The organism is Rhodococcus sp. IEGM 1379, from assembly GCF_030056815.1.
Classification (GTDB): domain Bacteria; phylum Actinomycetota; class Actinomycetes; order Mycobacteriales; family Mycobacteriaceae; genus Rhodococcus_F.
Window position 1 is genome coordinate 69335 of sequence record NZ_JASHKR010000016.1, and the last position, 20230, is coordinate 89564.

Sequence of the window (20230 nt, forward strand, 5' to 3'; positions counted from 1 at the left end):
ACGCAGATCATCGAAGAACGCAACCTCACCGTCACCGGAACCGTTGTTCGTGAACTTCAACGTGTACGTAATCGTGTTGCCTGCAACGACACTGGTACCGGAAGCCGGGTTCGAGATCTTCTCGACCTTGATGTCCGGGGAGACAACCGGGTTCTCCGTGCAGATCTGAGTCAACGGATCACAGGTGACCGGAGGATCAACCGGAGGAGTAGTCCCCGGAATCACCACGTTGAGCACCTTGTTGTCGGCATTGGCTGCCAAACGATCGGCATCGGACTTCACCGTCGCCGTGTACGTGACCGTGCGAGTTTCGCCGGCCTTGAGCGGACCTGTGACCGTGAAGCCGTCCAACGCTGCATTCGCAGTCGCCGTCAGGTCAGGCTGAGCAACCAGATCGTTGTTGAACGTCGCATCGTCGATCAGACCACGCAGATCATCGAAGAACGCAACCTCACCGTCACCGGAACCGTTGTTCGTGAACGTCAACGTGTACGTAATCGTGTTGCCTGCAACAACACTGGCACCGGAAGCCGGGTTCGACGTCTTTGCGACGGCGATATTCGGCGTCAGACCCGGATGCTCGGTCTCTACCGGCGGAGGAGTGATCTCCGGACCCGTCGGAGGCTTCGCAGTACCCGTCACATGGTTCCTCAGAACCGTGCCACCGGCAACATTCGCGTTGACCTTCACGGAGTACGTCAAGACCACGGACTTGCCGGCCTCGAGCGTTCCCGTCCACGTCAACGTGCTGCCTGTGACTGTCGGAGCAGCTACAGGCGCACCGTCGATCGTCGCCTTCAGAGAACCTGCAACCAGTGCAGCGTTGTTGAACACCGAGGTCAGATCATCGGTGATCGTTACCGGCTCGAGCTTGGACTTTCCAGTGTTGGTACCAGTAACGGTGTACGCGATGGGATCGTTTCCGTTGACAGGCGTAGTCGTCTTCGGATCAGCGGTCTTCGCGATCGTGAAACCAGGAACCGAATGGTTCGTCTCCACAGCCGGAGGAATGATCTCCGGACCCGTCGGCGGCTTAGCCGTACCTGTTACCTTGTTGTTCAAAACAGTGCCAGCAGCGACGCCGGCATTGACCTTCACCTTGTAGGTGAGCACAACCGACTGGCCCGGCGGCAGCACACCCGTCCACGTCAACGTAGTGCCGGTCAGCGTCGGAGCAGCGACAGCCGTACCGCCGACCCTCGCAGTCAAAGGACCCTCGATCGCAGCATTGTTGAGAACCGCAGACAAATCATCGGTAATCGTCACCGGATTGAGCGACGTCAACTTATTACTGGTGTTATGGCCTGTCACCGTGTACGTAATGATGTCACCGGCATTGACCGTCGAACCCGAAACCGGATCGGCAGTCTTCGTCAGAGTGAAGCCAGGAACCGAATGGTTCGTCGTCACGCCCGGGGGAATGATCTCCGGACCCGTCGGCGGCTTCGCCGTACCGGTTACCTTGTTCCTCAAAGTAATGCCGGCAGCGACGTCGGCATTGACCTTCACCTTGTAGGTGAGCACAACGGACTGGCCAACGGCCAAATCACCCGACCACGTCAACGTGGTGCCGGCAACCGTGGGGGCCGAGCCAACGCTGGAAGTCAGGGAGTTCGCCACAATGGCGGAGTTGTTGAGAACTGCACTCAGATCATCAGTGATCTTCGCTGGAGACAACGGAGTTGCACCGGTGTTCGTTCCGGTGACCGTGTACGTGATCATGTCGTTCGCCTGAACCGTCGAACCGGAAGCCGGATCGGCGGTCTTTGCCAACGTGAAACCAGGAATCGGATGCGTCGTGCACAGATTGGTTGTGGCATCACATGTCGTCGGAGGATTTGTCGTCCCCGGAACCAGGTAGTTATTCAGGACCGTGTTTCCACCGGCCTTGACCGTTGCGGTGTATGTGACCGTTCCGGTCGCGCCGGCAGCAAGTGTGCCACCGATCTTGATCGTCTGCCCATTGAGAGCAGCAGTGAGACCGTTTGTTGCCTGAACCGCGGTGATGTCCGCGTTGTCCATCACGTCAGCCAGGTGATCGGTGTAGTCGATCGCCGCGTCGACTGTTCCAGGATTCTCGAAATTCAGGGTGTAGGTGATCGTGTCGTCAACCTGCACAGCGTCGCCGCTAGGTGGTGAAGACGATTTCTTTACAAGAACCGGAGTGTTGATGACCTTGCAGTAAGCGTTGTCGCCGGGCGCAAGTGCCACCTGTGCGACCTCACCTACTTGAAGGTTCTGGGACACTCCGTTGACCTCGCACTGCCAAGTGGTCGCGTAGTTCGCAGTCTTGGTTGCCGATGAAGTGGGCTTCTCCCAGAACGTGACTGGAGTGGGCGACGTATCGGCGAGCAGCATCCGCCAACCGGTGGATGCGGTCGTGTCCGTAACACCGGTATTGGTGCTCTTCAACTCCATTGCAGCAGCGTCTGCAGCGTTCGCGAACGTACCGGTACTCATTCCGATGGTGAAATCGTCACCGGGAGTTACGCGAGTGAGGTCCTTGTCGATCTTGACCTTGGGCAGCAAAATGCCGAAAGCCAGACCCTGTCGAGACGTATCGGACGTCGTGTTACCGAAGGTGCCGGAGAAGGTATTCGGTGCTGTCGCAGCGAGAACAACCGCGCCCGGGGAGTAGTTCTTCGATAGGTCGTCATCCCACCACGAGGCGCATCGAACAGAAGTGGTTCCCACCCCGGTCAGTCCATCCGCGCCACCAACGGTGCCATTACATGCCTGAATCGGCGGCCAACTCGGAGTGCTATTCACACCCATGGTGCGATCAATCAGGCGAAAAGGCTTGTCCGACTGGAACGACAAGAACTCTTTGTCATCGACAGCAACCGGATCCGTCGATTCCGCATCAGCGACCACAAAACCGTAGTTGTCGACCGAACCGTTCGGTCCGACCATGTCGATGTTATCGAGCTTGACCGTACCGCCTGACTGCACCCGGTTAACCCCGTTCATATCCGGGACTTCCTGATACAGAGCCGGCTTGATCGACTGCGGAACGCCGGTGTACGCGACGTCTCCGAGTGCGGAATAGCCACTCAACGCGGGAAGCGGGTACGCAGCGACACCTGTGTGCGGCTTTGTAGTGGAACCGTCGATCGAGTTCAGCAACTTAGCGTCGAACTTGATCGTGTACAGGTCCGTCAGCTTGACCGTCATCGGCTGGCCGGCAGGAGTTACAGCCGCTGCCTGATTGAACGTCGACATGTCAATCCAGCAGATGTTCTGTGAAAAATTGCCGGTGTTGGGTGCACTGAATGCACAACCTGTTGGCGGCTGCTCGTCCGGAAGGACGGCAGCCCGGGCCGGCGCCTTTGCTTGGGCCGGATTACCCAGTGCAAGGAGCGGCTGCGCTGAAGCAACCACTGCCGTCGCGCCGGAGATGCCCAGGATCATCGCGATGGTGGTCCACACCACCGTCCAGGCTCGCACCCAGGGCGGGAGCCCTGCGGTGAATATGGCCGACCTTGTCGGCGATAAGTCGTTTGGCATTACTTTCTCTCCAGGATCGTCTGGGTCTGTCGGATGGTGATGTCTGTCGAAATCTGGCGTGAGCAGGGATTTCCTGAACCGGATCGGCCCGTTGGGTCCGACTGCGGCGTGCTGCTTTCGCTCAGTACGCTGGTGCCCAATAGGTCTCCTCTTCGAGGTCACAGTTCGTAGCGGCAGAAGCTGTCCGTTGCGGACGTGCACCCCGAATCCCAGCAAACCGAGAGCAATCTTCTAGTTACTTTGTATAAAGTAACAGATAACAGACTCGTTGCTGGTTTATGTGCCTAAATTGAGTCAATTTTCTTGTTTATGTGGACAAATCGGACGAATCGATGAAATTTCCGAACTCGCCACATCGACTTCCACGAGGCCATGCCAGCCGATGCTGCTCAGATGCACCGGACCGTCAAACAGGTCCTCAGAAGATTCCCACCCGAGCAACTAGGAATGAATTGCGGAAACATCACGCAACTGGAAAATATACATGCAGTTCAAAGGCATGTTCTGCCAAAACGAAAGGTCGGGCAAGAGGACATCCCACACCACTCCGACCAGCGCGCGGACGCGTCGCACCCACCCGCGACCTAGCTGTCGACGACACCACTGAAGCTAACCAACCAAGGATGCGCCGAAAGGGCGCCAATCCGCCGGCTCACGCCGCACAATCACCAGCATTCAATGTGACAAACACAACATCGAATAGCAACTAGTTGGCTAGATGGACTGGTAGCTAAGGATCGGACCTCATCTCGATGAGAGTCGACTACCCCAACCAGTCGAGAACCGCCGCAGCTGTCCACGACTGCTGCATGCTGCCCAGAGGCTCTCCGGTGAACGGTTCGTAGTATTCGGCAAAACTGCCGTCACTGGCCTGCCTCAGCCCTTCGGCACGCAGAACATATGAACGCTCAGCCCAACCACGACGGGCAAATGCCCATGAGAACAGCCACGTGATCACCGGCCAGACGGGACCGCGCCAATACTCACGGGGCCGAAAATCACCGGACACCGGAGAGGTGGATGGCGGGACGGCGAACCTCATGTCCGGATGTCCGCAGAACTTCGGACCCTCGAAAGTACGCAGCAATGCCCGCTCAGCATCCATGCTGAGGCCACCACACAACAACGGCGCGAACATGGCGACAGTCTCGGTATTCACCCATCGCCCCGTACGCAGATCAAAATCCTTGGCGGCACCAGAACGTTCATCGGTTGTATTGATGACTCCTTGCCGAAAACGGTCGGCCCATCCGCGCAAATCCCGTACGTCGGAGTTCGGACGTGAATGCTCCTCGCCGATCGTGGCCAACACATCACAAGCCATGGAGAACACCGCGCTGACAAACACGTCCTCGACCGCGAAACTCATTGCCGTCGAAAGCTGTTGGTCGTCATAGCGAACTGATTTCATTTCTTCGAGCAGCCACAAGTAGCGGTCGTATTCATGATTCTTGGGACGCTGCGACAGGTCTGTCACGACAGCCAGATCAGCACGCTCGTACGCGGGGATCTGCCCCGCAACAACATTCGCGTACGCAGTGTCCCAACGTGGAGAATTGTCCATCCCCGATTCCCACCCGTGGTACAGCGCAATGCGGCCATTGCCTTCGAGATCACGGGCCTCGGCAAGCCAACGATGCCACCGCACCAGGTCATTCCACCGTCGATCCAAGAACTCCTCGGCGACCGCCCGCGTCGTACGTCCGTGGCGGCGCGAATGATCGAGAATTCGTTGTACCGCTATCGCGTGAACCGGAGGCTGGGTGATTCCCGACGTCGCGATACCAACCGGTGCATGTGCTGCCAAAGCATTGACGTCCCAACGCGTCGGGCCGGGAAAATAACCGTCGACCCCGTTCGCGAACACGATGTGCGGAATCATTCCGTTCTTCCACTGCGCAGACAGCAAGGTATCGAGTTCGACGACCGCCCGCTCGACACTCAGCGGCGCCAACCCCACCGCCACGAACGCCGCGTCCCAACTCCACATATGTGGATAAAGCTTGGGAGCAGCACTGGTCATGGTGCCCAGATCATTTCCACGCAACAGATACGCGGCTCGGGCAGCGAGCTGAGTCGGGGTAAATCCGCGGTCGGCCATAGACGTCCATTTTGCGTCGAGTACGGCTTCTGCGCGATCCGACAGGTGCGGTAGCACCTTCCCCGGCCGATTTTGGTGGTATTCCTACGGAGGAAGTATGAAAACAGACAAAAGCGGTCGCGGTTCACCAAAGAAGAGTCGGTGGAGCGGGAACGCAAGGCCCTGCAGTACTCGCTGGTGGTCGCGACTGCCCTTGCCGTCATGGCTGCTGTCTGGGTTTGGATTTCCCAGTCTCAGGTGATCCTGTTCGACGGCGTCTACGCGCTGATCGGGATGGTCCTGACGTGGATGTCCCTGCGTGTCTCACGGATCGCTGATTCCGGTCCGACCGCACGCTTCCCATTCGACAAGGAAGCTCTGATTCCGGTGATGATCGCAGTGCAGGGGATGGCATTGCTGGCAACGCTGGTCTATGCCGCGGTGGAAGCCGCACTAGTCATTCTCGCCGGGGGAGCCGACGTCACGGCTGGGTCCTTGGCTGCCTACGGAGCTATCAGTGCCGTTGTATCCGTGATGATCTGGCGCTACGTCGGCAAAGTCGACCGTACATCCGACCTCCTGGTCGCCGAGACCAGGCAGTCGGGAGCGTCAGCGGCCTTCAGTGCACTGGTCACAGCCGGCACTGTCGTCGCCATGATCTTGGGCCGTACAAACCTTTCCGACGCCGCTCGCGACGTCGACTCCGTGCTAGTTCTACTCGAAGGCGCACCCAGCCAACAGGTTCAAGCGCTTGTTCACGACACGATCGCTGCGATTCATGACAAATTCGGTTTGCACGAGCCCGCTCCCACCATGAGCAAGCTGGGGCGCAAGCTCTACATCGAGGCAATGTTCATAGTTGCGCCCCACACCTGGGAGATCCACGGTGAAGACGCGGTACGACGCTCATTGGCCAAGCATCTCGCCGACCGACCTTACAAACCCAGTCTCAACATCGGGCTGACCACCGACCCGGCGCTGATGCTGTAGCCCTCAACAATCTGCACACGTCAAACCTCGGTGTGCAGATTCACCACAGCAGTAATATCTACCTCCACCGGCGCTCCGGACGGTAAGTTCTTCACACCTATGGCAGCACGGGCCGGAAGCGCTTCCATACCAAGGATTTCAGCAATGGCCGCCGACGCACCGTCTGCAACCGCAGAAAGTGCAATAAAGTCATCCGAGCACGCGACGTAGACAGTCATGCGCAGACAGCGTTGGACTCGATCCATTCCACCGACGAGCGAGGCGATTGCGGCGAGTGCATTTTGTGCGCACAAGCCCGCTGCAGCACGTGCATGCGCGGCGCTCACCGAATCGCCAACCGTACCGACGATTTGGAGAACTCCATCAATGCGCGGAGTCATTCCCGCGCTGTAGGCGATCGAGTCATGCATTGTGGCTACCAGGTACTTTCCCTGCGCCGGAGGGCTCGTTGCTATCGATACGTCAGACACCTAGAGCTATCCCTTCTTGTCGTGGATCGGCTGCACCACTGAATAACCCGCGCTCATGGTCGAGGGAAATAATCTGAGCACTACCGCCGCCGTCCCACGCCCCCTGCGTAACGACGTCATGCCCGAGACTCCGGAGTTCGGACAACGTCGACTCGCCTATCCTCGATTCACAGCGAAGCTCAGCCGGTTGCCCAATCACGTCAGCATCACTGCCGGGGTAGACCATGAAGCGCGGCGCCGCAACAGCTTCTGCCGGATCCAGACCATGGTCTAGCAGATGCGACAGCAACTGCATGTTCCACTGGACCTGACCGTCCCCACCGGGGGTGTTGCCGACGTGGATCAGTTCGCCGGCGGCGTCAGCAACTACCCAAGCGTTGAGCGTGTGCAACGGCTTGCGTCGTGGCGAAGCCGAATTAGGATGCCCTGGAAGTAGATACGCCCCACGTCCGAACCTATTGTTCAGCACCACCCCGGTACCTGGGACGGTGATCTTGGCACCGAAGGTGAATGCCAGCGAGTGAATGAAGCTGACTGCACGACCATCAGAGTCGATCGCGACAGTCGACGTGGTGTCACCGGCCGCGACACTGAACTCTCGCCGTCCCGACTTCGCATCTAACGCCGCTCTGGAGCGAGCGACTACATCAGGTTGAAGAAGTCTTCTCCATTCATCATTGTCGCTACCGCACAATGCAAATCGATCTTCGAAGGAGACACGGGCTGCCGAAGCCAACCGGTCGATCGCGGGCGCAGTCATCCACGGCGAGAACCCGAGTGCATGATCACACAGGGCGGCCTGCTGCAGCACCATCCAGCCGGGTGTCGGCATCGCGGTCTGATACACCACCGCGCCGGCGTATGAACCGGCCAGGGCGGGTTCCGGAACGGCACTGCATCCAGCCGCCCATTCGTCGCCACTGAACGGGGCGCCCCCGTCGCGCAGCATCGCGACAGCTTGTTGAGCGAAAGAGCCAAGATAGAATTCCGACGGATCGGCAGCCAGTGATCGGATCGTTCGAGCCAGATCAACCTGGCGGAGCCGTTGTCCCACATGAGGTAACGCGCCATCGGGAAAATAGACAGAGGCAAGGCCTGGATCCAGCGCAATCGCCGCCTGAGCCTCCCGAACGTCCTGGCGGGTCTTGGCCGAACAAGGCAAGCCTCGTTCCGCACTGCGAGCCGCTGGTTCCCACAGTTCGGAGAGTGAGCGAGTCGCGCCTCGAGCATGAAGTGCGGCCAAGGCCGCGGGCGCTCCGGGCACGGCGACACCGAGAGCCCCGTCCAGCGGTATCGACGTCAAACCTCGGTCCAGGTAGAAATCCGTCTCACCGCCGTCTGGCCCGAACCCGCTCCCTCCGACCGTCCACACCGTTCCGTCCGGCTCGCGCACTACTGCGAATGCGTCCCCACCGATTCCGCATTGTCCTGGCAGCGTCAGCCACGTCATTGCCGCCATTGCGAGCGTCGCATCGATCGCATTACCACCGTCTGCGAGTACCCGAACACCGATCGTGCTGGCAGCCGGATGACTGGAAGTGACCATTCCCTCGGTAGAGAAGGTCGGCGGCCGCGTTGTCATGTCAGGCCGCGGGTTGCGCGCCGGCGTGGAGCGGAGCTCGTATCGGCCGGATCAAACCCGACAAAGATTTCGCCTTCGCGCTCCTCGACGGAGTACGTCTTGATGGGGACGGTGGCCGGTGGATAGACGGGTTCGCCCGTCTCCAAGTCGAAAATACTACCGTGACAAGAACATCCGATGCCATCCTCGACGAGTTTGCCCGAGGAGAGTAGGCAGTCGAGATGTGTGCAGTAGTTCGACGTGGCATAGGCTTTTCCACCCAATCGAGCAACGGCAAATTCGTGGTCACCAGAGAAGAACCGACGTACGATTCCTTCCGTCACCTGACCGGACCTCGCTACCCGGAAAAACTCGATGTTCTCTGCCTCAGCCGTTTCCGGTTCCATAGCGATCCCCTCTTCTGTCGTGTGGTCTGTCGTATTGTGGTTCTCGGTGCTCATGCGAGCGAACCCAAGTAGATGGTCTTCTCGGACTGGTAGAAACCCATCATCGATTCGCCGGCTTGTTCCTTGTTGGTCTGCGTGCTCGATGCCTTGAGTCCTCCGAACGGAGCATTCATACTCATTCCAGTCGTAGGCTGATTGATCTTCACCAGCCCGGTCTTCGAGCGAGCAGCGAAGGCCAAGGCAGTCCCAATGTCGTCCGTTACGACCGATGAACTCAGGCCGTACTCGGTATCATTGGCGAGTTCAACTGCACTGTCAAAGCTTTCGGTTCGCAAGAACACCAGCAGTGGTCCGAAGACTTCCTCGGTTACGATGCGCATGCCCGGTGTTCCGCCCGAGAACACCGTCGGCGTCACGAAGAACCCATCAGCGCTATCGCCGTGGGGCGTTCCACCACAAATCAATTCAGCTCCGTCGTCCAGACCGACCTGGACGTAGTCCAGGAACTTTCGGTATTGACCCGCGCTAGCCAAGGCCCCCATCGTGACACCCTCGTCGGCGCCTGGCCCGACGACCAACTTCTGTGCCAGTACAACAACTCTGCCGAGGAGATCATCATGGATGGCGTCAACCACGATGACGCGGCTTGTGCCGGTGCAGGCCTGACCGGATAATCCGAAGGCGCCCTTCACAATCAATGATGCCGCTTTGTCGAGATCTGCACCCTCCAGAACAACAACCGGATTCTTGCCGCCCATCTCGAGTTGACTGCGCCGTTCCGGACCTACAGCAGAATGGATCGCGCGTCCCGTCTGGGTGGACCCCGTGAAAGTGATCGCATCAACGCGATTGTCGGCAACGACCGCTGCGCCGGCCTTTCCCGATCCCTGCACCAATGCAACGACGCCTGGCGGCAATCCTCCGACCAAAAGGGCCTCGACAAAACGTTGTCCCATCAGCGGAGTCAGCTCGGATGGCTTGAACAGCACCACATTTCCGGCAGCCAGTGCTGGTCCTATCTTTCGCGACGGTATGTTCAGCGGAAAATTCCACGGAGTGATCGCCCCCACGACACCCACCGGTTCACGGACAGTGAATACCAACCCTTCGCCCGGCGACGGGTAGGTGGTTCCAGTGGTACGGACAGCCTCGGCAGCGTAGAAGCGCAAGTTCATCGGAGTACGACCGACCTCCATGGTCGCTTCTGCGCGAGTCTTACCTTCTTCTCGAATGAGCTCCTCGATAAGAGAAGTCGCATTCGATTCAAGATGCACCGCAGCAGTTTCCAGAATCGCTGCGCGTCGTTCAGGTGCTCTCGCCGCCCACCCCGGTGCCGCTTCGAGCAACGCAGTGACTGCGGTCTCGACGTCATCGCGTCCGGAATCGGGGAATGTCCCGATCACGTCGGAACGATCGGCCGGATTACGACGCTCGAACGTCGCACCGGACTGCGCCCCTACCCATTTACCGCCGATATAGTTCAGGCCCATCAGTTGCTCGCCGCCAATTCTTCGTCATCCAGCAGATCGAAAAGATCCATGTCCATATCGCGTAGTCGCTCTGCGCTGCAATTCTTTCCGATCAGCTCACGTGCCGCACCGATGTCGTCACCACGGTCGAGCGCGAACGCTCCTCGCACAATTCCGTCGTCGAGATAGAACGCTGTGAACTCCCCGTCGTGCACGCTGCCTCGCGTCACGATCTCGGTGTGTTCGGCCCGGCCCGTGAATTGAAGGTTGACGCCGAACTGGTCGGACCAAAACCAGTGCGGTGCATCGTTGACACCCACACGTCCCAGCATCAAGTTGGCCGTCGCTGCGCCCTGCCTGCTGGCATTGTCGAAGTGCTCGACCCTCAGGTGACGTCCTGCCCGGTCGGAATAGCGCGCAGCGACGTCACCGGCGGCGAAGACGTTGGGCACTGCTGTGCGCCCTTGCGCGTCAACTACAATTCCGCCGTCGACTGTCAGCCCGGAGGCACGCGCAATCTCTACGTTCGGTTCGATCCCGATTCCGATGACAACAACATCGGCAGTCACGACGTCACCCGAGCTCAGCGAGATGCGAACCTCCGACGGTTCCGTGTGGACCGCCGTGACGTCGACGCCGGTGATGACATGCACTCCGTTGTCGCGTTGCAGTTGCATACAAACCGCGCCCATTTCTGCGCCGACGATATGAGCGAGAGGAATCGGCGCTCGCTCGATGACGGTAACCTCGCAGCCAAGACTTCTTGCAGTTGAGGCGATTTCGAGACCGACAAACCCGCCGCCGATGAGCGCAACGTGTGCCCCCGGACGCAGCTGGGTCGCCAAGCGCTGCGCATCGTCGATAGTGCGGAGATAGTGCACACGATTAGCAGTGGGACCGGTGACGGCCATGGCCCGTGGGCGTCCACCTGTCGCGATGAGAACAGCGTCGGCTGCGATCGCTCTGCCGTCGACCAATTCGACCACGCCTGCGCCTGAGTCGATCCGACTCGCCGCAGTGCCGGTCAGCAATTCCACATTGTTCTTCTCGCGCCAGGTCTGAGGCAACAACATCAGAGAGTCGAGAGAGTCTGTGCCGGCAAGAAATTCCTTGGACAAGGGAGGGCGCTGGTACGGTGCATGGTTTTCGTCGCCGATCAACACGATACGACCGTCAAATCCCCTGCGGCGCAGAGTACGTGCCGCAACAGCAGCGGTCTGTCCCGCACCAATGGTGACGATAGTACCGAGGGATGTGGTCATGACAAGGCCTGCTCTCGTACGGGTGCCGCAGCGGTGCGCGGTGTCAGATCGACATAAATGACATCGTCCTCGACGGTCACCGGATAGGTCGGTTGGCAGAGGTCTTGGTCTTCTTCGTAGCCGGACTCGAGGTCGAAGGCCCATTGGTGCCCGGGGCAGATCACTCGCCCGTGCAGGATCGTGCCCTTGGTGAGGGAGCGATCCGCGTGTATGCACAGGTCACGGAACGCATAGATACGTCCGTCGGCTTGAAAGAGTGCGATCGCGGTCGCGCCCACCTCGACGCGCAACTTGGTGCGCCTTCCGAGATCGCGCAGGGCCGCGACTCTGGTCCAATTCGTATCCATGTCGTCCCTTCGACAACTCGATGATTCGACGGGTACCGCAGGTGGCAAAGTTCGCTATCTCCGCCACCTGCGGTGATGATGGTCAAACAGGTTCAGGCGGTGACGAGTTCGAGATCAGTCGCCACGTAGGTGTCGTAGAGCCCCTTGGTGTAGCTGAAGCGCATTTCCGCGCCCCACTTGACCAACTGCAGGCAGCGGGCTTGCAACTCCGGGGTATCTGCGTGGTCGAGCACAATCTGGTATCCACGCTCACCGTGGACGACGTCGGATGTGATGTGCAGTTCAAAGAATTCGATCTCGTCCTCGGTGAATCCGTATACCTCGCGAAGCGGAATGATCTGCTTCTTGTAGATACTCGGAACCTGCGACTCGAGCCCGACGACCAGCGCAGCGGTCGCGACGACAAAGTGCTCACGCTGGGAAACGGCGTAGCACCAGGACTGCAGCCCGCGAGTGATGGCACTCATGTTGGACGGATTCTCGATCTGCTCGCGAGTTGTGCCACAGGCCTCACCGAACTTGATCAGCAGGTCGGTGTGGCGAATATCTGCAAGCTCCTCCTCGTACATGTTCTGGAGTGTGAAGTCCTTGGCATTGGTGTACGTGTCGGGAGTATTGGAGTAGATGTTCGCAAGGTAGTCGGCAAACGGTCCGACGTAGTGGTAGTGGTTTTCGGCCCAGCGCGCGAAGTGGTGCTTCTCGAGCTTGCCTTCTGCCCATGCCTTGCTGAAGGAGGCGTTTGCAGCCTCACGGCCAACCAGCGCTCCTTCGAGGGCTGCGCGGAAATCTTCGCGGTTCAAGAGTTCGGTCATGATCTGCCTCGTTCTTTCCTGATGTAGAAGATGATTCGTTGCCGACGTTAATAGGCATCGCAACGGTTCACTACGGTCAAAAGATCCGAATATCAACGTCTTTCGGGTGCACTATGTACTTGCCAACGGCTTCGTCAGACGTGTGCGGACGTAAGTGCCTCGAACTCTGCGAGCATGGCGGCCCCTACTGCCTTGTCCTGCTTGCCATTTCCGCCGCTAATGCCCACACCCCCGACGATCTGGCCGTTGTACAGCAAGGGGAAGCCGCCGACGAACACCGCGAACTTGCCCGGGAGCATGTGGCTGATGCCAAATGCCTCGTTACCGGGAAGCGCGGGGCCGTCGGGGGCCTCGTTGAACAAATGCGTTGCACGCTCGTGTCCAGCAGCCGTGAAAGCCTTGGCAATCGAGATATCGACTCCGGTCAAACGTCCACCCGGCAGCCTGTGCAGCGCAAGCACGTTGCCACCGTCGTCTACTACACAGAGCGTCTGCTTGACTCCGAGCTCCTCTGCCTTCGCACGTCCAGCAGCAAGCAAGGGGAGAGCGTCGTCGAGTGTGATTCGGTAAACCTGATGCATATCGTCTCCGTCGAATGGGCGTTGTGACTGATGAATGGATTTCTACCAGCGCAGTTCGATCCAGGCGAGGGTCAAAACAACCCGCATTCACCCCGACCGATGGGCATCATGCACATGACGACAGTCACAGCGGTAGGTCATACTGCACACCTGATCTACGGCAAGGAGCGCCATCATGAACAACCGGCACGTGGGAAACACGACGGACTCGGAGCACGTCGAGGCCGAAAGATTGTCGCTGGGCGGTCTCCTCGAAGAACCTATTTTCGACAGGTCACGCATACTGGCCGGGTCGGATCACATGGACTCTGCGGTCACCTGGTGTCTGCCATGGGATGAAGTATTGAGCAGACCCGACTCGTTGGCGGGCGTGGTTGTCTATACCCGCCCTGAATCACTTTCCGGTGCTGAACTGAAACTGAAATCGCTCCTCGCGCGCGGAGCCGGCGCCGTGATCGTCGACGGAACAGCACCCGCCAGCACAGTGTGGCCGCCGTCCCTACCCGCCGTGGAACTTGCTTTCCCCGTAGGATTTACAGTGCTGAACAAGCTCCTGGCAGAACGTGCGCTCACACAGGAAGCGCATGTGATGCGGTACGGCGTGATGGTGCATCAGTCCCTCGCCGCCCTACTTCATCGTGGCGCTGGGGTCCCGATGCTCGTTCGGGAAGTCAGTTCCCTGACGTCACGCCCCGCCCTAGCCCTCGACGTCCGAGGGAAACTGATTTATCAATCCGGACTGCCGGACAAAGAAGGCGAAGCCACATCCACACTGGTGATGTCACTGACGGCAAGTCTGCCCACTACAACCGAAGCAGAGGTTTTCCGCTCACACGAAGTGCATGTGATCGAACTGCCTGCGGTAAAACCGGATTCAGCGCCGACCATGGCGATCGCGTCCGCAATGCACCTCGCGGGTCGCCATGAAGGATGGGTTGTGGTCCTGGCCGTTTCCGACAAGCCGCGTCGACACGACATCGCGCAGTACAAGGTGGTTGTCGAGCAGGCAGGCACGATCATCGGTACCGAGATGCTTCGACAGCGAAGCGTCGACGAGGCCGAGGAACGTGCGAAGGGCGACTTCGTGCAAGCACTCGTGCATGGAAATTTTGCAAATGATCTGGACCTGACTACTCGGGCCGACCTGCATGAGATAGACCTCGACCTGGACTACATCGTCTTTGTCGCACCAGGATTGGTCGACCGCACTGGTAGTCACCCGAGCGCGAGCATGGTGCGCCTTGCGCGGTATGCGGCGGGAGTGCTACCGCACCGGGACGTCAAGTCTCACGTAACGGTGATCGGCGACTTCCTGATCGTCGTGAGATCTCTGAGAAGCGAAAACCAAAGCGAGATCGACGAATATGCCAACGCGATGTCTGCAGATTTGGAAAAGCGTCTGGGTCAACGTATTCCGGTTGCCCACGGCACCAGATCACACGGTGTGCGACATATCGATGCGAGCTATCGCGAAGCCCGAATTGCTCTGGGCATCGCCGCTCGTCTCGATCTATCGGGTTCGGTGTCTTACCGAGATCTTCGCGGATTCGGCGTGCTTGCAGTTGCGGCTGATACAAGCGAGAGCCGTCGGCTGATCGACGACATACTCGGGCCATTGCGCACTCCCGGTGGGCCGCCGGACTTCGAAAAGATTCTGTTCGCCTACCTCGCCGAAGCCGGAAACACCAATGCCGCAGCACGAAAGCTCGGCTTGCATCGGAATACGATGATCTCCAAGCTCGATCGAATCTCCCGATCGATCGGCCTGGATCTCAAGCAAGCGGAAAACCAGTTCACGATCTGGTTGGCACTGAGATTGGACCTCCTGTCGACAGTTAGAGCGGGAGTAGATCAGGAGATGCGTCCGACTTGATTTCATGCCCCCGCAGGGTCTTCACCGACGAAGCTGGCCGCAAGCCCCGCCACTACGACGACCGCAGATACCCCGAACAGCAACGCAAACGGCCGGTCCATCACGTTGACGGCGATTCCCACCCACGCGGCACCGACAGCCGATCCACCGAAACGAATGAGGTTGAACAAACCGAGACCAGTACCCACCGCGCCTGCCGGGGAACGCGTGGATCCAGCTGCCGCCGGTGTCTGGACCATGGCAATTCCGATTCCGATCACGATCAGGACTGCGCCCAACGACCACACGTTCCTTACGTCGAGCTGGAGAATCGTTGCGAGAGTGCACAGGCCGGCAACCAGGAGTGCGAGCCCGGACCGCATGATCATCCTGCCACCGAACCTGTCGACAAAATATCCGACGACCGGCGCGGCGATGGTCATCGACACCGGGAGCACAAAGAGCACCAGCCCTGCCTGGGTCGTGGAACTTCCGCCCGTAGTGAGAAACACTGGTAGCGCAAGCAATACGGCACCCAGTGCGAACATCTGCGTGAACGCTGCAAGTGAACTACGCAGGAATCGCGATTCGATTACCAGGTCGATAGGTACGAATGGATTCGTCGCCCTTGTGCACCAGACCACGAACAGTGCCACCAACGCGATCCCGGCAACAACGAGAAGGCCGCTAAGCCAACCATTTCGGATTCCGCGTGAAGCAAGAGAGATTCCGAGTATTATCGTCGCGGCACCGGTGGTCAGCGAGATCGCACCGACCCAGTCCAGATGCATCTTCTTCCCGGGATATCGAGGGATACATTTCATCGTGGCGACATAGCCGATGAGTGCAACCGGAATGAGGGGCACAAATACCCAGCGCCAACCCAGCAGGTCACTGACCACACCACCAAGCGAGGGGCCCATCGCTTGCCCGATTCCGTTCACAGCAGCCCAGACCCCGACTGCGCGGGCTCGCCGCGCCGGTCCGAAAAGCCAGGCTATGAGGCCCATAACGGCCGGTGCGAATGCCGCTGCAGCAATACCCCCCAGGGATCGCCACACCACCAGCACGGGGAGCGACGGCGCCAACGATGCACCCAGTGAGCAGACGGCAGTGCCGATCAACGCTGCGCAGTAGACCCGTCGGCGCCCGAAACGATCGCCAACCCACCCCGCGAGAGGCATCGTCGCCGCGAAGGTCAGCAGAAACCCGACAACTACAAAGATTCCACTGGTCAACGGGGCATCGAAATCGACGAGAATCGAGGTGAGCGGAACATTGACGATGTTGTTGCTCACCGTCCCGACAAACGTGCCCACCAACAACGCAGCGAGTGCGGGCGAGGTACCCTGGTCGACTCGTGAATCGGCCCCCGATCGGGTTGCGCCTGTAGTTGTGCTCATGAGTTAAATCCGTTTCCATTGTGCACGCGAGAGAAGGTGCGACTGAGACTTCATATTTAGGTAAGGTTAACCTTATTACGCGAGGTATGGGTTTCCGAAAGCTACTGCTACGCAACAATTCTTAACATAATGGTCACAACCAGATGCCGCTTTATCTGACGTGGGGCATATTGCACATCTATGCTCGACTGGAGCTGTGCAGACTGGCCGTTGACCCACGAAAACACCCCGAGCACTATCACTCAATCAGTAATCGCGACTTTGGCACGAACTCACAAGGGGCGCAACGTGGAAGTAAATCTCACTGCCGCACATTGGGTGTACCTCACGGGCATCCTCGTCATACTCGCCACGATGATGTTCCGAAAGAACATCGTCGTACCAGCAGTTCTGGGAACGTTCCTGACAGCATTCGTTTTCTCGGGAAGTCTCGTCACCGGCCTCGCATCGATCTTCAATGCCAGCCTCGTCGCGGCCAAAGAGCTGTTCAACATCTTCCTGATCATCGCTTTGGTCACCGCGATGCTCGGGGCGTTGCGTCAAATGGGCGCCGATCGCCTCATGGTTGCCCCCTTCCGGAAGGTGATGCGAGGAGGTACCAGCAGCTTCCTCGTTCTGGCCGCGGTAACCTATTTGATCTCGCTGTTCTTCTGGCCTACACCGGCAGTCCCGCTGATCGGAGCAGTGCTGATTCCGGTCGCCATCCGCGCAGGCCTATCGCCCATGGCAGTCGGTATGTCCATTGCCATCTGTGGTCAAGGTATGGCGCTCTCCGCCGACTACATCATCAAAGTTGCACCAGGACTCTCTGCAACTGCCGCCGGCGTCGACCCGGACGTTGTTGCCGACCGCGCGTTGGTCATGTCACTGATCGTGGGATTCACCGCTTTGATCATCACCTGGTTCACACAGCGCCGCAATATGCGGACTCCGGCACCTGAACTCCTCACCGAATGGGAATCTCAATCTGGGCTCGAAATCGGACGTAAATCCCATGACGACAACAACTCTGGTGGTGGCGGAAACAGCGCAGGTACCACATCACCGTCCGGAAGTGGCGCCGGTAATGTCATGGCCGCCCAACTGAACATACCTGCGGCATCAGGATCTTCAGCCGCAGTGTCCGTGGTCGAACGTGTCGACACTACAGATCTGTCGGCGAAAGCAACCATCGATCACGTATTCAAAAGCATCCGAGCTGCACGGACATTCGCATTCCTCGTGCCCGCCGCATATCTGGCGTTCATCGTGTACTTACTCGTCGGCAAGTTCACCAGCCTCGTTCCGGACCTCAAAGGTGGTGACGCTGCGGCCATGGTCGGCGGAATCGCTGCCCTGATATTGTTCGCCGCCGCCGCGACCAACGACAAGCAGGGATTTTTCGAAACCACATCGGAACATCTTGTCGACGGGCTTGTATTCGCCTTCAAAGCAATGGGAATCGTGCTTCCGATCGCTGGATTCTTCTTCATCGGCAACGGAGATTTCTCCGCGAAAATCCTCGGGTTGCCAGCAGATGTGACCGCACCGACGCTTCTCTTCGATCTCGTGAACGCCGCCCAATCCCACCTGCCTCAGAATCCCTTTGTCACCTCGTTCGGCATCCTGATTATCGGCATGATCGCGGGCCTCGAAGGATCGGGATTCAGCGGCCTGCCGCTCACCGGATCATTGGCCGGTGCGCTCGGACCAGCAGTGGGCATGGATCCGGCAACTCTCGCTGCCATTGGCCAGATGGGCAATATCTGGTCTGGCGGAGGAACTCTCGTCGCCTGGTCCTCCCTTATCGCAGTAGCAGGTTTCGCCAGAGTCTCGGTGATCGAACTCGCCCGCAAGTGCTTCATCCCTGTCTGTTCAGGGCTGGTACTGATGACCATCGTTTCGGTTCTCATATTCTGAAAACCGCACGTCCGAATGTTGCGGCTGGGGACGTATCGCTCACAGCCGCAACTGTATTTTCAGGAATCCCATGACACTCTCGGCCACACGAAAATCAACCAGCACAATTACTCGCGCAGGTTCGAACCACGAAAACATCGGCGTTGCAACGATGATGGCCTTGACCTTCGTCACCGGCCTGGTCGACGCGGTCGGCTACCTCGGCCTCGACCGAGTGTTCACCGGCAACATGACCGGCAACATCGTCATACTGGGCATGGCCGTAGCCGGTGCAGACGAACTCCCCGTCCTCGGACCGGTAATCGCGTTGATTGCCTTCACCTTTGGCGCTTGCGTGTCTGGGCTGGCACTCCGCAGTTCACCCAAAGGTTGGCACACCCGCACTACCACATTGTTCGCGACAGGCGGATTGGTTCTCCTGGCACTAGCCATAACAATGTTCGTGGTCGGCGACAACATGTCGAAAATCCAGCAGGTCGCCTTCGCCGCGGTCATTGCCCTGGTCATGGGCGAACAGGCTGCAGTAGCAAGGGCTCTCGCGGTGAAGGATATGACGACCGTAGTGGTGACATCGACGCTGACATCGCTCGCAAGCGAGTCGTTCTTCGGATCCGGATCCGCGTGGTGGAACCGACGCGTAGGCGCCGTAGTCACTATTTTTGTCGGCGCAATTATCGGCGCGCTGCTCCTGCTCGTCCATGTTGCGCTCGCACTGTTGATCGGTGCCGTCATCACCCTCGGCGTGACATTCATCGGCCACCGATACCTGACCCACGATATCCGAGTTCGGTCGTCCGAGAATCAGGGCTGAAGCAACTGCAATCCACTTACCCTGGAATCCCTGATTCCGGTACCGACCGAAATGCACCACCGACATGCGCTCGTCTGCACCCGTCCAGTTCCAGAGTTACCGGCGTGCCACCCGAACCATCAGCACGCATCAAAGTAGTCGACGCCATTCGAGTAGCGCCCAGATCGCAGGGCGGCGCCGCCGGCGCGGTTGCCAGCATTCGAGTGAAGTCGCGACTTTCCTTCTGCGTCAACCTCACTGCAGATTCGAACAATCCACTCGCCCCGTCATACCTACAAATGTTCAGCCGTCCGACGTCGTCAAGCGGAGTGGCAATCGCACTACCGAACTTCGCATGCCCATCCTCGACGCGGGTTGTGTCTCGCTCGACATCATCGACGGTTCTCGCCTCGAATGTTTCGCTGACTGCCATACAAACACCGGGACTACCAGGGGGATTCAATACCTCCTGAACCTGCTCCCGCCCCACCTCGTGCAGAGCCTGGATCGACTCCAGCGGTCCGTCTTGCAACCCACATGGGCGTGATGGCCAGGCCGGAAAGATCGCCTGCCAAACGGACAGTATCGAGAGTCGTTGCACCCGAAGAATCTTCGCCGAGCTCGCAGCGGACCAGAGCCACGGGATCGAATGACCGAGGTGGATAGCCAGGTTTCCTGGCAGACTGCTCGACACTGGAGAACTCCACACCGGCGAGCTGTTCGATAACTTCACTGCCAGTACAGTCAGCTTTCTCGAGCACAGTTGCATCCGGCGGTGTGAAGGACACCGAATCAGCAAG

Annotated in this window: 16 protein-coding genes; 4 read left to right on the forward strand and 12 right to left on the reverse strand. The window is 58.9% G+C overall.

Annotation, left to right across the window (positions count from 1 at the left end; all coding sequences use genetic code 11):
• On the reverse strand, positions 1–3507 hold a 3507-nt coding region (locus tag QM600_RS12010), incomplete at its 3' end, for an isopeptide-forming domain-containing fimbrial protein (protein ID WP_283261683.1).
• Positions 3508–4270: 763 nt separating this feature from the next.
• Positions 4271–5608: a glucosylglycerate hydrolase gene (gene ggh / locus QM600_RS12015; RefSeq protein WP_283261716.1), complete on the reverse strand. Its 1338-nt coding sequence runs from the start codon at positions 5606–5608 to the stop codon at positions 4271–4273.
• Between the two features lie 141 nt (positions 5609–5749).
• Between ggh and QM600_RS12020 the strand changes: the two genes are divergently transcribed.
• The gene (locus tag QM600_RS12020; protein WP_283261684.1) at positions 5750–6577 is read left to right on the forward strand and encodes a cation efflux transmembrane domain-containing protein; all 828 of its coding nucleotides are present in this window, start codon (positions 5750–5752) and stop codon (positions 6575–6577) included.
• Positions 6578–6597: 20 nt separating this feature from the next.
• Here QM600_RS12020 and QM600_RS12025 read toward each other — a convergent pair whose 3' ends face one another.
• From QM600_RS12025 to QM600_RS12060, 8 genes are all read right to left on the reverse strand, one after another.
• On the reverse strand, positions 6598–7047 hold the full coding sequence (locus tag QM600_RS12025; protein ID WP_283261685.1) for a RidA family protein: 450 nt from the start codon (positions 7045–7047) through the stop codon (positions 6598–6600).
• Positions 7040–8629, reverse strand: coding sequence for a gamma-glutamyltransferase family protein (locus QM600_RS12030; RefSeq protein WP_283261686.1), 1590 nt, complete (start codon positions 8627–8629; stop codon positions 7040–7042). Before QM600_RS12030 ends, QM600_RS12025 begins: the two co-directional genes overlap by 8 nt.
• Positions 8626–8985 (reverse strand): Rieske (2Fe-2S) protein, encoded by a 360-nt coding sequence (locus QM600_RS12035; RefSeq protein ID WP_283261717.1) that lies wholly within the window; start codon positions 8983–8985, stop codon positions 8626–8628. The genes QM600_RS12030 and QM600_RS12035 overlap by 4 nt, the downstream gene beginning before the upstream one ends.
• Positions 8986–9065: 80 nt before the next feature.
• Positions 9066–10505 carry an aldehyde dehydrogenase family protein gene (locus tag QM600_RS12040; RefSeq protein WP_283261687.1) on the reverse strand — a complete coding sequence of 480 codons (1440 nt, stop codon included), beginning with the start codon at positions 10503–10505 and terminating at the stop codon, positions 9066–9068.
• Entirely contained in the window at positions 10505–11746 is a 1242-nt protein-coding gene (locus QM600_RS12045; RefSeq protein WP_283261688.1) for an NAD(P)/FAD-dependent oxidoreductase, read from the reverse strand. Before QM600_RS12045 ends, QM600_RS12040 begins: the two co-directional genes overlap by 1 nt.
• Complete coding sequence (locus QM600_RS12050; protein WP_283261689.1) at positions 11743–12093, reverse strand: Rieske (2Fe-2S) protein; 351 nt, start codon at positions 12091–12093, stop codon at positions 11743–11745. The genes QM600_RS12045 and QM600_RS12050 overlap by 4 nt, the downstream gene beginning before the upstream one ends.
• A 92-nt stretch (positions 12094–12185) precedes the next feature.
• A complete protein-coding gene (locus QM600_RS12055) occupies positions 12186–12905 on the reverse strand; it encodes an iron-containing redox enzyme family protein (RefSeq protein ID WP_283261690.1) in 720 nt (239 codons plus the stop codon).
• A gap of 134 nt (positions 12906–13039) precedes the next feature.
• A complete protein-coding gene (locus QM600_RS12060) occupies positions 13040–13486 on the reverse strand; it encodes a GlcG/HbpS family heme-binding protein (RefSeq protein ID WP_283261691.1) in 447 nt (148 codons plus the stop codon).
• Positions 13487–13661: 175 nt separating this feature from the next.
• Here QM600_RS12060 and QM600_RS12065 point away from each other — a divergent pair, with 175 nt between their 5' ends.
• Positions 13662–15359, forward strand: a complete 1698-nt coding sequence (locus tag QM600_RS12065; RefSeq protein ID WP_283261692.1) for a PucR family transcriptional regulator — start codon at positions 13662–13664, stop codon at positions 15357–15359.
• A 2-nt stretch (positions 15360–15361) separates the two neighbouring features.
• On the opposite strand, the gene QM600_RS12070 is transcribed toward QM600_RS12065, so the two are convergent.
• Positions 15362–16741 (reverse strand): MFS transporter, encoded by a 1380-nt coding sequence (locus QM600_RS12070; protein ID WP_283261693.1) that lies wholly within the window; start codon positions 16739–16741, stop codon positions 15362–15364.
• Between the two features lie 288 nt (positions 16742–17029).
• Here QM600_RS12070 and QM600_RS12075 point away from each other — a divergent pair, with 288 nt between their 5' ends.
• Together QM600_RS12075 and QM600_RS12080 are read left to right on the forward strand one after the other, a co-directional pair.
• On the forward strand, positions 17030–18640 hold the full coding sequence (locus tag QM600_RS12075) for a TRAP transporter large permease (protein ID WP_283261694.1): 1611 nt from the start codon (positions 17030–17032) through the stop codon (positions 18638–18640).
• 70 nt (positions 18641–18710) lie between these two features.
• The gene (locus QM600_RS12080) at positions 18711–19451 is read left to right on the forward strand and encodes a YoaK family protein (protein ID WP_283261695.1); all 741 of its coding nucleotides are present in this window, start codon (positions 18711–18713) and stop codon (positions 19449–19451) included.
• A 16-nt stretch (positions 19452–19467) separates the two neighbouring features.
• Here QM600_RS12080 and QM600_RS12085 read toward each other — a convergent pair whose 3' ends face one another.
• Positions 19468–19863 (reverse strand): hypothetical protein, encoded by a 396-nt coding sequence (locus QM600_RS12085; RefSeq protein ID WP_283261696.1) that lies wholly within the window; start codon positions 19861–19863, stop codon positions 19468–19470.
• Positions 19864–20230 lie beyond the last annotated feature (367 nt).

What these genes read in the sequence shown, in the direction of transcription:
- ggh (WP_283261716.1), bottom strand. Translation starts at nt 5,608, where the DNA reads ATGGCCGACCGCGGATTTACCCCGACTCAGCTCGCTGCCCGAGCCGCG.
- QM600_RS12030 (WP_283261686.1), bottom strand. Translation starts at nt 8,629, where the DNA reads ATGACAACGCGGCCGCCGACCTTCTCTACCGAGGGAATGGTCACTTCC.
- QM600_RS12040 (WP_283261687.1), bottom strand. Translation starts at nt 10,505, where the DNA reads ATGGGCCTGAACTATATCGGCGGTAAATGGGTAGGGGCGCAGTCCGGT.
- QM600_RS12045 (WP_283261688.1), bottom strand. Translation starts at nt 11,746, where the DNA reads ATGACCACATCCCTCGGTACTATCGTCACCATTGGTGCGGGACAGACC.
- QM600_RS12050 (WP_283261689.1), bottom strand. Translation starts at nt 12,093, where the DNA reads ATGGATACGAATTGGACCAGAGTCGCGGCCCTGCGCGATCTCGGAAGG.
- QM600_RS12055 (WP_283261690.1), bottom strand. Translation starts at nt 12,905, where the DNA reads ATGACCGAACTCTTGAACCGCGAAGATTTCCGCGCAGCCCTCGAAGGA.
- QM600_RS12060 (WP_283261691.1), bottom strand. Translation starts at nt 13,486, where the DNA reads ATGCATCAGGTTTACCGAATCACACTCGACGACGCTCTCCCCTTGCTT.
- QM600_RS12065 (WP_283261692.1), top strand. Translation starts at nt 13,662, where the DNA reads ATGAACAACCGGCACGTGGGAAACACGACGGACTCGGAGCACGTCGAG.
- QM600_RS12070 (WP_283261693.1), bottom strand. Translation starts at nt 16,741, where the DNA reads ATGAGCACAACTACAGGCGCAACCCGATCGGGGGCCGATTCACGAGTC.
- QM600_RS12080 (WP_283261695.1), top strand. Translation starts at nt 18,711, where the DNA reads ATGACACTCTCGGCCACACGAAAATCAACCAGCACAATTACTCGCGCA.
- QM600_RS12085 (WP_283261696.1), bottom strand. Translation starts at nt 19,863, where the DNA reads ATGGCAGTCAGCGAAACATTCGAGGCGAGAACCGTCGATGATGTCGAG.